Below are 15,121 nucleotides of genomic sequence, written 5' to 3'. Positions count from 1 at the left end.
AAAGACTTACACGAACTATTACAATAGCTCAACGAACTGCATAAATAAAACACAAAAAACACAACAAAAATGACTGATTATAAAGCTTTTTTACATTACGGGAAAAATGCAATGATCTGGCAATATTTTTTTTCATTTAAAAATCAGTGCATTAATTAAACCAGCCAAAATATTTATGATAATAATCTCCAACACCGTGCATTCCTTATACCGAGCCCCCATATTTAGCGTTCAAGGAACTTGATCATTGCTTTATCATTCAGAAACCTAAGTTAACCAACTGAATTATAAGTTGTTTATAGATATCAAGGTCTGACAGGATACGAGAGCAACTGAACACCTGACTGGTTAAATTAACAACAGAAACGGATAAAGTCTGAAAATGCACCGGATAGGTGCTATCTACTGTATTTGTAGAAGAAATGGGCCAATTATTGACCCATTTGAAACCGCACATGTGGCTCTCATTCATGCGGCTCGCATGCATCGGGTTCTGTACCCGACAGCTGTTGGCCGGGTTCAAAAAACAGCCAGAAATCTGTCTGTTTTAACTTAACACGCCACCTCATACGTGGTGGATATTTGGTCTGCCAAATACTTAGTCATATATGCGATAGGGTTACTACGGTTATTCGTTGTTCCAGAGACGCTACCGCCCTTGGCTTAACAGCTACCAATGCACTGTACTTCTTAGTTAGCTATTTTGATTGGCTTAATGCCTGCCTGATTAATAATCAGCTATTTCCGCGGCATCAAGTTTACGAGATTCTGCTGTAAAATGGCAGTGTAAATGACACTTATTCACGCATAAAAACAATATAAAGTGACTCATCCGACAAGTGGTTGTCATTCAATAAGATTATTCAATGATATTGAGTTGGAACTGAATGCCATAAGCGCACGAAGCCAGAAAGCATTCGTAAAACCCTGTTTTTAATGACTTTAACACACTCAGCCAGAACAAAAAAAACAACCCTATATTCATAAGTCAACTACAAAAATTAATACTTACCCCAGGGTTATTGCACTTGACAAATTTTATATTTTTTAAAATGCAGACCCATGCAGCTATTTAGGATTCTTCTCACAAGCATCATCGTCATCACTATTCTCGTTAAAAGCATTCAGAATGACATAACAACTATTTATTTCATCAATATGAAGATTTAACGGTAACGCTGAAATCTATTAATCTCACAGATGTCATTCGATGTTAACAAATGCTCAGTATACTCGTTGATGGAGATCTGCTCGGGTAAAGGGCTTTTCCAGCGGTCCAAGCCTGACAGCAATCTCCCCCAGTAAAGACTGAGTCGGTGCTTTGGTTCCAGTATTCAGAAGTACGATAGGGACGATAATCAGGCTCAATACGCTTCCCCATGAAAGCTGAGCATTAACGGCACATGATGTCCGTCGTTGAACCAACAAGAACAGCGCGCTTCCACAGGCCCCCAACAGCAGACCAGCCACCACTTCCGATGTTGAATGTGCGTGGATCGCTAAGCGGGAGTACCCCACCAGACCGGCGACGACATAGCCCGCTGCGATAGCGGCCAGACGCAGTGATGCCGTGCCGCGGGCACAAAGTAACCACAGGAATATTGGCCAGAAAGCGCTAGAAAGTGCGGTATGCCCGCTGAACCCAGTGAAGTCAATCTCGCGAATGCCCATGCCCCACCCCATAAAGGCCAGCTTCGATGCACAAACGATGGCGCCGGTGATCCCGAACAGTAGTCCCCACTGCCAGGCTAAAAGTCTGGAGGGCCTGCGCAGAAGTAAAACGACGAACAATGCTGCCGCGCTGGGTAATAGCACGGTACTATCGCCAAAAAAAGACACCCACTGCCAGTTCATTAATTCTTCATCCTTTGAGATCTCTCCAGTCCGATACGTCTTTATCCACGCCCCCGGTATGGGCATACACATCCGGCAACTTCACATTTTTATGCATGCATTACCGTTGTTTAATGCGTAAGTATGACCTCAGTCAAGTTTTATTTTGTTATGACAACCAACGGCTTTCTATTTTTCTGAGAAAATTCTCACTAAGTGATTATTAGTCATCATGAAACTTGTGCTACTCCGACCATTGCATCCTGATTGAGCGGATCGCGCAACCAGATGTCTCTGAAGTTATTAATTTTGCGCTGGTGAAATAACGGTCACCACCAATAATAACCACATGATTTTTAATGGTTAACTAAAAAATTAACAATAAACCTGTTTACAGAAGCATGCCACGCGCTCAATCTATACGCCTCATACTTCTGTAAACCCTACATTTTCATACTTTCGCGAATATTGACGCGCTATTTACGCCAACAACTTCTTGATGCTCTCGCGGAATTTATTGCCTTCTTTATGGTTACGCAGTCCGTAATTAACAAAAGCCTGCATATAGCCCATTTTTTTACCGCAGTCATAGCTGTCGCCGGTCATCAGCATGGCATCGACAGCCTGCTTTTTAGCCAGCTCAGCAATAGCATCCGTCAACTGGATCCGTCCCCATGCGCCTGGCTGCAACTTTTCCAGCTCTGTCCACACATCTGCGGACAGCACATAGCGCCCGACGGCCATCAGATCGGAGTCCAGCGTCTGCGGTTCGTCAGGTTTTTCAATAAACTCGACGATACGGCCGATTTGTCCTTCGACATTCAGCGGATCTTTAGTCTGAATAACGGAATACTCTGACAGATCGCCTTCCATTCTCTTCGCCAGCACCTGGCTACGTCCGGTTTCGTTAAAGCGAGCGACCATTGCTGCAAGGTTATAGCGCAGCGGATCGGCGCTGGCATCGTCCAGCACAATATCTGGCAGCACGACAACAAATGGGTTATCGCCAACAATCGGGCGGGCGCACAGGATCGAGTGCCCCAGCCCTAGCGGCTGCGCCTGGCGTACGTTCATGATGGTCACGCCCGGCGGACAGATTGCCTGTACCTCAGCCAGCAGCTGACGTTTGACACGCTGCTCGAGCAAGGCTTCCAGCTCGTAGGAGGTATCGAAATGGTTTTCCACGGCATTCTTAGACGAGTGGGTAACCAGTACAATCTCCTTGATGCCTGCCGCCACAATCTCGTCGACAATGTACTGAACCATCGGTTTATCGACGATGGGCAGCATCTCCTTCGGGATCGCTTTGGTGGCCGGTAACATATGCATCCCCAATCCGGCTACTGGAATCACTGCTTTCAAACTTGCCATGCTCTTATCCACCCATTTAGTGATAAATCTCTCGATATCGGTCAGTCTGCAAGCATCTCCGACATCAATATGTGATATTACCAGTTTGCGGTCCGAACGACTTCTCGCAAAATTCTGAAACTGCATGTTTAATTTGAGAATACACTCAAACTATAAAGACTGACAGGTCGTTTTGAGAAAATTCTCATGATTTATTTTCTCTATACATACCTTTGGCTTTCACCCTCAAATTCTGGGTAATGACTCCAACTTACTGATAGTGTTTTATGTTCAGATAATGCCCGATGACTTTGTCATGCAGCTCCACCGATTTTGAGAACGACAGTGACTTCCGTCCCAGCCTTGCCAGATGTTGTCTCAGATTCAGGTTATGTCGCTCAATGCGCTGAGTGTAACGCTTGCTGATAACGTGCAGCTTTCCCTTCAGGCGTGATTCATACAGCGGCCAGCCATCCGTCATCCATACCACGACCTCAAAGGCCGACAGCAGGCTCAGAAGACGCTCCAGCGTGGCCAGCGTGCGTTCACCGAATACGTGCGCCACAACCGTCCTCCGTATCCTGTCATACGCGTAAAACAACCAGCGCTGGCGTGATTTAGCGCCGACGTAACCCCACTGTTCGTCCATTTCCGCGCAAACAATGACGTCACTGCCCGGTTGTATGCGTGAGTTTACCGACTGCGGCCTGAGTTTTTTAAGTGTCGTAAAATCGTGTTGAGGCCAACGCCCATAATGCGTGCACTGGCGCGACATCCGACGCCATTCATGGCCATATCAATAATTTTCTGGTGTGTACCGGGCTGAGAGGCGGTGTAAGTGAACTGTAGCTGCCATGTTTTACGGCAGTGAGAGCAGAGATAGCGCTGATGTCCGGCAGTACTTTTACCGTTACGCACCACGCCTTCGGTAGCTGAACAGGTGGGACAACTGATGGGAATTGAAGCCACGTAAGCACCTCAAAAACACCATTGTACACTAAATCAGTAAGTTGGCACCATTACCCACATTCCCTGACGGGAATAGATTGCAATTTCGAAAACGCTTATCCATGATCGATCAATGACACTTTTTTGTGATGCAGGTTTAACACATGATCGAATGGATTGCCGACCCCTCGATATGGGCCGGTCTCGTAACGTTAGTGGTTATTGAACTGGTTCTCGGTATTGATAATCTGGTTTTTATCGCCATCCTCGCCGAAAAGCTCCCTCCGGCTCAGCGTGACCGTGCGCGTGTTATCGGCCTGATGCTGGCGATGGTGATGCGCCTGCTGTTGCTCGCCTCGATATCCTGGCTGGTGACCCTGACAAAACCGCTGTTCACCTACCATGACCTCAGCTTTAGCGCCCGCGATCTGATTATGCTGTTTGGCGGACTATTCCTGCTGTTTAAAGCCACGGTAGAGCTAAATGAACGCCTGGAAGGCAAAGACAGCGATAACCCTGTTCAGCGCAAAGGGGCAAGGTTCTGGGGCGTCGTCGCGCAAATTGTGGTGCTCGATGCCATCTTCTCCCTCGACTCGGTGATCACCGCCGTCGGTATGGTGGATCATCTGGCGGTGATGATGGCCGCGGTGATTATCGCCATGAGTCTGATGCTGCTTGCCAGCAAATCATTGACACGCTTTGTTAACAGCCACCCGACCATCGTCATTTTATGTCTTAGCTTCTTGCTGATGATAGGTTTCAGCCTGATCGCTGAAGGATTTGGCTTCCCGATCCCCAAAGGCTATCTGTATGCCGCCATTGGTTTCTCCGTCATTATCGAATCACTTAATCAACTGGCGCTTTTCAACCGCCGTCGTTTTCTCTCTGCTAACCTGACGTTGCGCCAGCGGACCACGGCGGCGGTCATGACGCTGCTTAGCGGGCACAGGGAAAATGCCGACCCCGGCAGCGATACTGCTGCACTGATGGTCAGCGAGCAAGATCATCCGCTTTTTAATCCCCAGGAGCGTCGGATGATTGAGCGGGTGTTAAACCTTAACCAGCGCACCGTCAGCAGTATCATGACCTCACGCCACGATATTGAACACATCGACCTGAGCGCGCCGGAAGAAGAAATTCGCGAACTGCTGGAGAAAAATCAGCACACCCGACTGGTCGTGACCGGTGGCGAGAATGAAGAAGATTTGCTCGGCGTGGTCCACATTGTTGACCTGCTGCAACAGTCCCTGCGCCGGGAACCCCTGGACCTGCGCGTGCTGCTCCGTCAGCCGCTTGTGTTCCCGGAAACGCTCCCGCTTCTGCCCGCGCTGGAGCAGTTTCGTCATGCACGCACTCACTTTGCGTTCGTGGCCGACGAATTTGGTTCCGTCGAAGGGCTGATCACATTGAGCGATGTGATGGAAACCATTGCCGGCAATTTGCCTAATGAAGTGGAAGAGATTGATGCGCGGCACGACATTGTCAAAAACCCTGACGGCAGCTGGACGGCCAACGGGCATATGCCGCTGGACGATCTTGTGCAGTTTATTCCCCTGCCGCTGGATGATAAACGCGAATACCACACCATCGCCGGCCTGTTGATGGAATATCTGCAGCATGTCCCTGAAGCGGGCGAAGAGGTCAAGGTCGGTGAGTATATTGTCCGGACGTTGCAGGTCGAGAGTCATCGGGTCCAGAAGGTACAGATTATCCCGCCACCGCCACCAGATGATGAGACCGATTACGAAGTGTAATGCCAGTCAGTGACGCCGTTCCCCCGGTTGCGCGACCGCTAACCGGGGCCAGGCTAATACGAGTTGCCCGGATAAGGCGCTGAGCACCGCTACCCGGGCCATACAGATGCAAGATAAGCAACGCGGCTTAATGCTTATCGAGCAACTTCTTCACGTCTTTGCCGTCCTGGGTGTTCTTATTGCGCTCCATCCAGTCATTAAGGCGTTGTTTGGCTTCATCCTGCAACTGCCGGCGCAGCACCTGATCGACCTGCAGGCTGTAGCTTAGCTCCTGCCATTTACCGTAGATACGCAGCGGAATCGCGGTCTGTTTGAGCTTGTCGATAAGCTTGCTTTCACCTTTCCAGCCCCCGAGCACGCGGACGTTAAAGTGCATATCGCAATTTTCTTTCAGCAGGTTAAGCTCGCCCTGCCCGGTCAGCGCCATCATCTCTGATTGCCCCTGCAAATTCTTCAGGGTCACCTGCCCCTGCGCCAGCTGCAGTTCGCTACTCATCGCATCCAGACGCGTCGCGTTATCGTAGTTTTCCTGAGCCTGGACGTTGGTGCTACGCTCCACCGCCTGCTGGACCAGCTGCTGGAAGTTAAGCCCTTCCGTGCGGGTATCGCTCATCCGCAGCTGAGCGTCGCCCTGCCAGCGACGACGGAAATCCTCAGCATCAATTCTTTCACCAGAAAAATCGCCGGTTAAAGAGAGCTTCCCGGTCAGATTCAGCGAATAATTAAACGCTTTCAGGATGGTCGCAATTTCGACATTATCCAGTTTGGGCTGGAAAGAAGCCTGTGAAGTATCGCCGCGCACGTCCAAGCGGCCGGGGAGTGATATCAGGCCGCCATCCAGCTCACCTTGTAGCTGATTGATGGTCAACAGCCCCAGTTGATTCGTGATGTCACTTTTCACCTGGGTAAACTTCATGCCCCGCCACTGCAGTTGGTCGGCCACCAGCGACAGATGAGCACTGAATCCGCGCAGACTCGCATAATCGCTTTGAATATCGCTATCGGCAATCACCGGGCGCAGCTGTCGCGGCTGGCTTTGTCCCTGCTGAACAGCCCCCGCATCGGTCGCCGGAGAACTGTGCATCACCAGGCTGTCGAGATCGAGCGCGGTAGTGTGAAGATTGAGCTTCCAGTCCGCCTGGTCACCTAATATCACACTGCCATCACCGCTAATCGCGCTGCCGTTAGCGGTCAGGTTGAGATTATCGAAGCTGATTTTTTTCTCATTTTCCTTCCAGCTCGCCTGCAGGCTACCCTGCCCGCTGACGCCGTCGGCCGGGAGTTCCGCACCGCGCAGCTGCCAGTTCAGTTGGGAGATATCGGCTTTTAAAGAGTGGGGATAGTCGCCGCCCTGCACCTCGGCGGAGAAAGAGAGCGCTAAGTCGCGCTGGTCACGGTTGACCCGCCCGGAAAAATCGAGCGTAGCGTGGTGATTTTCATCCTGCTCCATCTGCAGATGAATATCGCGTACCGTGACCTGCTCACCGTCTTCATGCTGGAAGAACAGGACGCTATCCGCCACCTGTAGCTTTCTGACATCGTAAGACCAGCCGTTATCTTCCGGCACCAATGGCAGCGTGTTGTCATGCGGGACCACTGGCGCATCCTGGCGGCGCACGGCTTCGGTCTGCGGCGTCAGTTGGATAACCGCGCCTTTTAACATCACCTGCTTAACCTGCAGCTGATGCGAAAGCAGCGGCATCAGCGCCACGTCAAGACGCATGTTGTCCGCGCGCACCACCGGCTCAGCGGCGCCCGGCGCGATCAGCGTCATACGGCCTGAGAGAATGCTCAACTGCGGCCAGACATGCCAGCGCAGCGGGCCATCGAGTTCGAGCTGATAACCGCTACGTTCCGCCACCTTATGCACCATATAGGCACGAAAATCGTTGGGATTGACCAGCAATACCAACGCGGTTAGCCCGGCGACTACCACCGCCAGCAAGATCATTAGCGTTGTCAGAATTCGTCTCATGGCACCCTCAGTACACCGCTTACGTTATCAGTCCTTGTCGATTCGACTCGCCACCGCGCCCTGCTGGTCGCGATATTTGGCGTCTTCACGGCGGTTATAGGGACGGGCCGCCGGGCCGGATAGCGGTTCAAAACTCAGCGCGCCGATCGGCATCCCCGGACGCAGCGCCAGCGGCAGCTTGCCGGAGTTATAGAACTCAAGCACGATGCAGCCTGACCAGCCCGGATCGATACGGTGCGCGGTTACGTGGACCATCAGCCCCAGACGCGCCAGCGACGAACGGCCGTCCAGCCAGCCCACCAGATCCGCAGGCAGGGTGACCGACTCAAAGGTTACCGCCAGCGCCAGCTCGCCCGGATGCAGATAGAACGCTTCGCCTTCCGGCAGCACGATCTCTTCGCTCATCACGCGATCCAGCGCCGCGGTCACTTCCGCCTTCGGCCCGCTCAGGTCGATAAACGGCGCCGTGTGGCCGCGAAAGGTGCGGAACTTATTGCCCAGACGGACATCGACGGTCGCGCCATTAATGCGCTCAACGGGCGGACGCGGGCTGATGGATAGCCGGCCCTCATCCAACCAGGCTTCTATATCTCGGTCGCACAGACGCATGAGCTTTCTCCTTTAAGGCATCGCGCCCTCACACCTTCCGGGGATAAGGGCAATATGGGTTCTCTTTGCACGTTACACAATTCGTTAGTGTTATTCAAAGAACTGGCTGATCTTGGCCTTCAGAATATCAATCGCAATGCGGTTCTTACCGCCACGAGGCACAATGATGTCGGCATACTGCTTGGAAGGGTCAATAAACTGCAGGAACATCGGACGAACGGTTTTCTGATACTGCGCCATCACCGAATCCATCGAGCGGCCGCGTTCGTTAACATCACGCTTAATGCGCCGCATCAGGCAGATATCCAGCGGCGTATCGACGAAGATGGAAAAGTTTAATTCATTGCGTAAACGCACGTCGGTCAGGAGTAAAATCCCCTCAAGGATAATCACTTTCTTCGGCTCGATATGGATCGTTTCCGGCATACGCGTGTGCTCAACGTAGCTGTAAACCGGTAGTTCAATCGGCTGGCCGCTTTTCAGCATCTGCAGGTGCTGGAACAGCAGACTATGGTCCATCGAGCTGGGATGGTCATAGTTCGTTTTAACCCGCTCTTCCATCGACAAATGACCTTGATCTTTGTAGTAGCTGTCTTCCGGAATAACGCCGATATGCTCGTCGCCAACCTGCTCGCGTAATTCGCGATAAAGCGTGCTGGCAATAAGACTTTTTCCCGAAGCCGATGCGCCGGCAATACCTATAATGACGCACTGATGAGACGTATCAGTCATAACTTTTTGCGACCTGATTAACCTGGATGTATATACACATCATCCTGCAAACTGCCCGGCGTTAGCTGCGTCGTGCGCTCCGGTCGCTGACTTTAGCCAGCTTCCGGGGATTCACTTCCCCGTCGCCTTGACGTATCTCGGATGATTTTATGTACAGGAAGGGTGACGTTTTAGCGTCAAACGCGGCAATTATAGGGGCTTCAGCGCGGCGATACCAGCGCTATGCGCCCCGTTAGGCTATTCCGCCGCCGGGCTCCACCCTTCGGTGTACCAGATGTGCAGCAGCGCATAGGAACGCCACGGCTGCCAGCGGCTGGCGTAACGCGCAATCCCCGCCGGCGTATGGTGGGGAAGCGCTGCTTAATCAGGTAATCATCCGCGAGGAAAATATCCTTCGCCTGCCAGCCGCGCAGGGCGAAGTAGCTCGCGGTCCAGCGGCCAATGCCCGGCAGAGTTTGCAGCTGCTTCATCCCCGCCGCGATATCGGGCGGCGCCGCCAGCGGCAGGTCGCCGCTGATGGCAGCCTGCGCCAGGTGAACCAGCGCCTCGGCGCGCCGCAGAGGCATGCCCAGCGCCTTCAGCGCCTGCGGATCGGCCTGCGCCAGCCGCTGCGGCGACGGAAAAAGAAAATATCCCGGCGCCTGGGCCAGCGGCTCGCCGAAGGCTGCCGCCACCTTCGCCGTCAGCCTGGCCGCCATCGCCACGCTAACCAGCTGCCCCAGCACCGCCCGAACCGCCTGCTCGAAGGCATCGAGGCAACCGGGTAAGCGCAGACCCGGCCGCGCCAGCGCCAGCGGGCCCAGCGCGTGCACAATCTGCTGCGGGTCGCAGGCGAGGTCAAACATGCGCGCCATGCGCCGCAGACACTCATCCGCGACCGGCAGCAGCCCCTCGGATAGCGTCACCCGCAGCCCCTGCGCGATGGCGTCCGGCGCGATTGTTATCAGCCCGCGGTGCCCTGCCAGAGAGAAGCTGCGGGTATAGCGCCCTTCGCTAAAGGTTTCGATTCCCTGAACCGCGCGGGCGCCGAGAAAACCGAGTATCCACTCCCCATCGTAGGGCGGGTGCCAGGGTAATAGCGTCATAATTTCTCCCGATGAATTGCCTCAATGATAGCCGCTCCGCGGATGCCGTACCTTGCTTTTAAATTCCAGTTGTCGCCGTGGCAGCAATCCGCTAAAGTCGCCCCCCTTCTTCACTGGCATGGGGATTTTCAGGTCATGTTTATTGGTTTTGACTACGGAACCGCCAACTGTTCGGTTGCCGTAATGCGCGATAATACTCCGCAGCTGTTAACGCTGGAAAACGGCAGCAAGCTGCTGCCTTCAATGCTCTCTGCGCCGACCCGCGAAGCGGTCAGCGAGTGGCTCTACCGGCATCATAGCGTCCCGACCAACGGTGATGAAAATCAGGCGCTGCTGCGCCGCGCGATGAACTTTAACCGCGAGGAAGATATCGAGGTTCTCGACAACAGCGTGCAGTTTGGCCTTGCCTCCCTGCATCAGTACGTCGATGACCCGGAGGAAGTGTACTTCGTCAAATCGCCGAAATCCTTCCTCGGCGCCAGCGGCCTGAAGCCGCAGCAGGTCGCGCTGTTTGAAGATCTGGTCTGCGCCATGATGGTCCATATTAAGCAGCAGGCGCAAACCCAGCTGGAGGAAACCATCGACCAGGCGGTCATCGGGCGGCCGATTAACTTTCAGGGCCTCGGCGGCGATGAGGCTAACGCCCAGGCGCAGGGGATCCTCGAACGCGCGGCGCAGCGTGCCGGGTTCCGCGACGTGGTGTTTCAGTTTGAGCCGGTGGCTGCGGGGCTGGATTTCGAAGCCACGCTCAGCGCGGAAAAACGCGTGCTGGTTGTCGATATCGGCGGCGGTACGACCGACTGTTCGCTGCTGCTGATGGGCCCGGAGTGGCGTCAGAAGGCCGATCGCCAGCAAAGCCTGCTGGGACACAGCGGCTGTCGCGTCGGCGGGAACGATCTTGATATCGCGCTCGCCTTTAAATGCCTGATGCCGCTGCTCGGCATGGGCGGCGAAACCGAAAAGGGGATTGCCCTGCCGGTTCTGCCGTGGTGGAACGCGGTGGCGATTAACGACGTCCCGGCGCAAACGGATTTCTACAGCAGCGCCAACGGCAGGCTGCTGAACGATTTAGTCCGCGATGCCCGCGATGGCGAGAAGGTCGCGCTGCTGACCAAGGTGTGGCGCCAGCGCCTCGGCTATCGCCTGGTTCGCGGCGCCGAAGAGAGCAAGATTGCCCTCTCCGCGCAGGATAGCGTCACCGCCGGACTGCCGTTTATCAGCGCCGACCTGGCGACGGCCATCAGCCAGCAGGGTCTGGAAGCCGCGCTGAATCAGCCGCTGGCGCGCATCATGGAGCAGGTTCAGCTCGCGCTGGACAGCAGCAGCGAAACGCCGGACGTCATCTATCTGACCGGCGGCAGCGCCCGCTCCCCGCTGATTAAGAAAGCGCTGGCGGCCCATCTGCCGGGCATTCCTGTTGCCGGTGGCGATGATTTTGGCTCGGTCACCGCCGGTCTGGCCCGCTGGGCGCAGGTGGTCTTTAGCTAACCCCGCTGCGGGCGGCCGGACTTTCGGCCGCCCTGTCATCGAACATTATCATTTATTAATATGCGGCGGCTTAGCGCCTGGTACGGACAGCGGTAAATAATTCTGCTGGCGGTAGCGGACATATCGGCGGCTAAAAAGAGATATCCTCAGCCCGTCCGGGCGCCTGTTATCACAAAATGCTCTCTCCCGTCCTCTTCCATTCGTGATATACCCTATGACGCAAACCCGGCCGCCCGCGCCGCTGGCGCGAGGGTTCCGGCCCGTCATGACAAAGAGAAATGACGAACTGAAATAAAGCTGGAATATTCTCTGTCGGGTCAGCAAAATGTTTTCGCGTCTAAACCTCTGCACTTTTCCCCGGGATACCGGCGGATTTACGCTGCCGGTTATTCACTGTCGCGCTATTTAAAATATCGTTATCAATGCCGCAAGGGGGCGTGATTGGATCGCGTGTGCGCTATTTTTGCTACGGCTAAGCCGGTAGCCTGGTTCAGGTGCCTTTTTTTAGTCTGCTGCGGCGTATTTAGCTATCTCCAGACGATGGCGCCGGCTCATGCTGAATCCCGCCAGCTGGGGATCGATATTCCCCTCTACTGGTTCGTCGACGCCGGCGGCCAGATGACGGTGGATACCTTCGCCTCGCTGCCGGAGAGCGATCTGCAGCCGCTGCGCAAAATCCCCTCCTTTGGCTACTCGCGCAAAGCCTGGCGGCTCAAGGCCACCCTACCGGCCTCTTACTTCGCCGGCCAGCCGCGCTGGCTGCAGGTTGGCCCATCCTTTGTCGATAACCTGACGGTCTTCTACCGCCCGGCCGGCAGCGCTACGCCCTGGATTCGCAAGACGTTCGGCGACCATGCTCCGGCCAGGGAGAGCGATATCGACTATCGCGAAAGCGTACTGATTTTTCCGCCGCCCCCGGGACCTGCGGGATACGAGGTGGTTTTCCATCTCCAGAGCAGCAGCACCCTGATCCTGCTGGCGACCCTCTCTTCCCCCGAGGAGTTCGTACAGGCCGCCACCATCGATACCGCCTTCTGGAGCTTCTATTTCGGCCTGGCCGTCGTCGCCAGCGGCGTGGCGCTGGCCCTGCGCCGGCGTCTGCTGTGGGGCATCTGTCTTTTCTCGCTCAATTATCCGCTGGTGGCTGCCCTGCACGGCTTCCCGGAGTGGTTTTTCGGCCACGCGGCGCTGCCGTTCCAGGACTTCATGATCAGCAGCCTCTCCCTGTTCAGCTATGCCACCGCCCTCTGGCTGCACAGCGAGATTTTTGATTTGAAGAAGAATATGCCGCGGCTTCATCAGCAGCTGATCGCCGCAGTGGTCCTCAACCTGGTGCTGCAGGTCAGTATTCCGCTCGGGTTTTACGGCTTCGCGATGCAGATTGAAGGGGTGATCTTCATCATTATCACCCCGGTGCTGCTGTTCACCTCCTGGTGGCTGTGGCGCAAAAAAGCCATCGACCGTAACACTCTGCTGCTGGGTCTGCTGCCGCCGTTCTACGTCGCCGCCGCGGTGCTGGTTCAGTTGTCTATCCACGGGATAATCCCGTTCCATATGGCGATCTATTCCCTCTGGCAGTATGCGCTGATCGTCCACATCATTACGGTGCTGATCATTGCCATCCTGCGGGTGCGCGCTGAAAACCGCCAGCTTGAGCAGAAGCAGCGCCTGGCGCGTGAGTTGCAGATTGAGCGTGAAGCCAGCTTCCATCAGCGACAGTTTATGGGCATGGTAGCGCACGAATTCCGCACGCCGCTGGCGGTGATCCAGGCAGCGCTGGAAAATCTCCGCCTCTCGGCCGCCTCGGCCAGCCAGGAGGCGCGCTTCGATCGCATCGGGCGCGCCGCCACCCGTCTGGTGCAGCTCACCGATAACTGCCTTGCCGACGCCCGGCTCGCCTCACACGACCTGCACGTCGATCGCCAGCAGACCGCCCTGCTGTCGGTGCTCAACATGGCCGCCTCGGTGGTGGCCATGTCCCACGACCATTACCTGAACATCCGCCATCACGGCGCGGTGGAAAGCCCGCAGCTGCAGGCCGATGCCGGCCTGCTGTGCATCGCCATCGCCAATCTGCTGGATAACGCGGTGAAGTATTCGCCCCCCGGTGAAATCGCCATCGATATCCGCTCCGAAGCCGGGCATACCGAGCTGCGCATTCGCGACCACGGCCCGGGCCTGCCCGACGGGCAAGCGGAACTGATCTTTGAGCGCTACCGCCGCGGCGAGCACACGTCGCCGGTGCCGGGCGGCACCGGTCTCGGACTGTATGTTGCACGTCAGATCATGCAGGCTCATGATGGCAAACTGTGGCTGGCCGAGCATGGCCCGGACGGCTGCACCTTTATTCTCACCCTCCCCACGGTTGCTTAAGAGGAGAACGACGTATGGCTTTACGGCTGGCGATAATTGAAGATAACGCCGATCTGCTGGATGAACTGCTGGCCTGGCTGGGCTATCGCGGCTTCGAGGTGTGGGGCTCGCGCAGCGCCGAAGCCTTCTGGCGACAACTGCACAGCCATCCGGTGGACATCGTGCTGATTGATATCGGCCTTCCCGGGGAAGATGGCTTCAGCGTGCTGAGCTACCTGCATGAGCTGGGGCACTACGGTCTGGTGGTGGTCAGCGCCCGCGGCCAGCAGCAGGATAAACTGCAGGCGCTCAGCCTTGGGGCCGATGCTTACCTGATCAAGCCGGTTAATTTCGCCCACCTTGCGGAGACCCTCACCGCCCTTGGCGCCCGCCTGCAGCAGGATCGACCCGCCGCCCTTCCGTCGGAGGCGCCCGGCACCGCGTCATCCGCCGCCACCGGACTGTGGCGTCTGCATGAGGATAAACTGATTTCTCCCGATGCCCGGACGCTGGAGTTAACCCAGCAGGAGTACCGTCTGGTGGAGCTGTTAATGCGCAATCGCAACGAGGTGTGCAGCAAGCTGGATCTCCATGCCTGCCTGTTTTCCCACGACAGCGAGCCTGACCTGCACCGCATCGACGTGGTGATTAGCCGCCTGCGCCATAAGGCGCGCCAGCAAGGGATCCACCTGCCCGTACGAGCGATCTTTGGCAAAGGACTGGCGTTTATTTCCTGATCGAAAGCGCGATCTGGCCGCTGCGCGGGGTGTGAATAACTCGCAAGTGTTAATTTTTCTCATTTTCTGAGATAAATGAGAGGAATGAGACTGACGACGCGCTTAAGAACTTTCTTATAGTGCTAGCACATCAGGATGATGTCGTATGATTTTCAGTGGACAGGAAAACATATAACAAAACGGGTGATGCTTCCAATTAGTAGAACATGTGTTTTTCAATAAACGTCCCGATGACTTTTTCGTGGATCTCTACTGAAC

At 55.1% G+C, this 15,121-nt stretch carries 11 protein-coding genes and 1 pseudogene; 4 read left to right on the top strand and 8 right to left on the bottom strand.

Features of this window, described 5'->3' with window-relative positions; all coding sequences use genetic code 11:
* Window positions 1–1,224: 1,224 nt before the first annotated feature.
* The 3 genes from L2I46_RS26155 to L2I46_RS26145 form a co-directional block, all read right to left on the bottom strand.
* Window positions 1,225–1,854 (bottom strand): phosphatase PAP2 family protein, encoded by a 630-nt coding sequence (locus tag L2I46_RS26155; RefSeq protein ID WP_236948326.1) that lies wholly within the window; start codon window positions 1,852–1,854, stop codon window positions 1,225–1,227.
* Between the two features lie 459 nt (window positions 1,855–2,313).
* On the bottom strand, window positions 2,314–3,204 hold the full coding sequence (gene galF, locus L2I46_RS26150; protein WP_236948325.1) for a UTP--glucose-1-phosphate uridylyltransferase GalF: 891 nt from the start codon (window positions 3,202–3,204) through the stop codon (window positions 2,314–2,316).
* 250 nt (window positions 3,205–3,454) lie between these two features.
* Window positions 3,455–4,152 (bottom strand): IS1 family transposase gene (locus L2I46_RS26145; RefSeq protein WP_236948324.1). Its coding sequence is split into 2 segments (ribosomal slippage): window positions 3,455–3,903 and window positions 3,903–4,152, totalling 699 coding nucleotides; the frame shifts between segments, so codons are not numbered across the junction.
* A 146-nt stretch (window positions 4,153–4,298) separates the two neighbouring features.
* Between L2I46_RS26145 and L2I46_RS26140 the strand changes: the two genes are divergently transcribed.
* Complete coding sequence (locus L2I46_RS26140; RefSeq protein ID WP_236948342.1) at window positions 4,299–5,885, top strand: TerC family protein; 1,587 nt, start codon at window positions 4,299–4,301, stop codon at window positions 5,883–5,885.
* 127 nt (window positions 5,886–6,012) lie between these two features.
* Here the strand turns inward: L2I46_RS26140 and asmA are convergent, their stop codons facing one another.
* The 4 genes and pseudogenes from asmA to alkA form a co-directional block, all read right to left on the bottom strand.
* Window positions 6,013–7,860, bottom strand: coding sequence for an outer membrane assembly protein AsmA (asmA, locus tag L2I46_RS26135; RefSeq protein ID WP_236948323.1), 1,848 nt, complete (start codon window positions 7,858–7,860; stop codon window positions 6,013–6,015).
* 27 nt (window positions 7,861–7,887) lie between these two features.
* Window positions 7,888–8,469 carry a dCTP deaminase gene (gene dcd / locus L2I46_RS26130; protein ID WP_045855745.1) on the bottom strand — a complete coding sequence of 194 codons (582 nt, stop codon included), beginning with the start codon at window positions 8,467–8,469 and terminating at the stop codon, window positions 7,888–7,890.
* Window positions 8,470–8,559: 90 nt separating this feature from the next.
* Window positions 8,560–9,201 carry a uridine kinase gene (gene udk, locus L2I46_RS26125; RefSeq protein WP_041146397.1) on the bottom strand — a complete coding sequence of 214 codons (642 nt, stop codon included), beginning with the start codon at window positions 9,199–9,201 and terminating at the stop codon, window positions 8,560–8,562.
* A 237-nt stretch (window positions 9,202–9,438) separates the two neighbouring features.
* A pseudogene (alkA, locus tag L2I46_RS26120) lies at window positions 9,439–10,286 on the bottom strand (DNA-3-methyladenine glycosylase 2).
* A gap of 135 nt (window positions 10,287–10,421) precedes the next feature.
* On the opposite strand from alkA, the gene yegD reads away from it, so the two are divergent.
* The 3 genes from yegD to L2I46_RS26105 all read left to right on the top strand — a co-directional run bounded on the left by yegD (window position 10,422) and on the right by L2I46_RS26105 (window position 14,863).
* On the top strand, window positions 10,422–11,774 hold the full coding sequence (gene yegD / locus L2I46_RS26115) for a molecular chaperone (protein WP_236948322.1): 1,353 nt from the start codon (window positions 10,422–10,424) through the stop codon (window positions 11,772–11,774).
* Between the two features lie 540 nt (window positions 11,775–12,314).
* On the top strand, window positions 12,315–14,147 hold the full coding sequence (locus tag L2I46_RS26110) for a sensor histidine kinase (RefSeq protein ID WP_236948341.1): 1,833 nt from the start codon (window positions 12,315–12,317) through the stop codon (window positions 14,145–14,147).
* A gap of 14 nt (window positions 14,148–14,161) precedes the next feature.
* Entirely contained in the window at window positions 14,162–14,863 is a 702-nt protein-coding gene (locus L2I46_RS26105) for a response regulator transcription factor (RefSeq protein WP_012541069.1), read from the top strand.
* 196 nt (window positions 14,864–15,059) lie between these two features.
* Here the strand turns inward: L2I46_RS26105 and L2I46_RS29840 are convergent.
* Window positions 15,060–15,121 (bottom strand): IS1 family transposase (locus L2I46_RS29840; protein WP_140410632.1); only part of this gene is annotated, 62 nt, incomplete at its 5' end.

This window comes from Klebsiella sp. 2019SCSN059, assembly GCF_021739525.1.
Classification (GTDB): domain Bacteria; phylum Pseudomonadota; class Gammaproteobacteria; order Enterobacterales; family Enterobacteriaceae; genus Klebsiella; species Klebsiella quasipneumoniae.
This window is presented reverse-complemented; position numbering and strand designations above follow the sequence as displayed.

Bases quoted from the DNA above. Each gene is read 5' to 3' on its own strand.
- yegD (WP_236948322.1), top strand. From the start codon at position 10,422: ATGTTTATTGGTTTTGACTACGGAACCGCCAACTGTTCGGTTGCCGTA.
- L2I46_RS26155 (WP_236948326.1), bottom strand. From the start codon at position 1,854: ATGAACTGGCAGTGGGTGTCTTTTTTTGGCGATAGTACCGTGCTATTA.
- asmA (WP_236948323.1), bottom strand. From the start codon at position 7,860: ATGAGACGAATTCTGACAACGCTAATGATCTTGCTGGCGGTGGTAGTC.
- galF (WP_236948325.1), bottom strand. From the start codon at position 3,204: ATGGCAAGTTTGAAAGCAGTGATTCCAGTAGCCGGATTGGGGATGCAT.
- L2I46_RS26110 (WP_236948341.1), top strand. From the start codon at position 12,315: ATGGCGCCGGCTCATGCTGAATCCCGCCAGCTGGGGATCGATATTCCC.
- udk (WP_041146397.1), bottom strand. From the start codon at position 9,201: ATGACTGATACGTCTCATCAGTGCGTCATTATAGGTATTGCCGGCGCA.
- dcd (WP_045855745.1), bottom strand. From the start codon at position 8,469: ATGCGTCTGTGCGACCGAGATATAGAAGCCTGGTTGGATGAGGGCCGG.
- L2I46_RS26105 (WP_012541069.1), top strand. From the start codon at position 14,162: ATGGCTTTACGGCTGGCGATAATTGAAGATAACGCCGATCTGCTGGAT.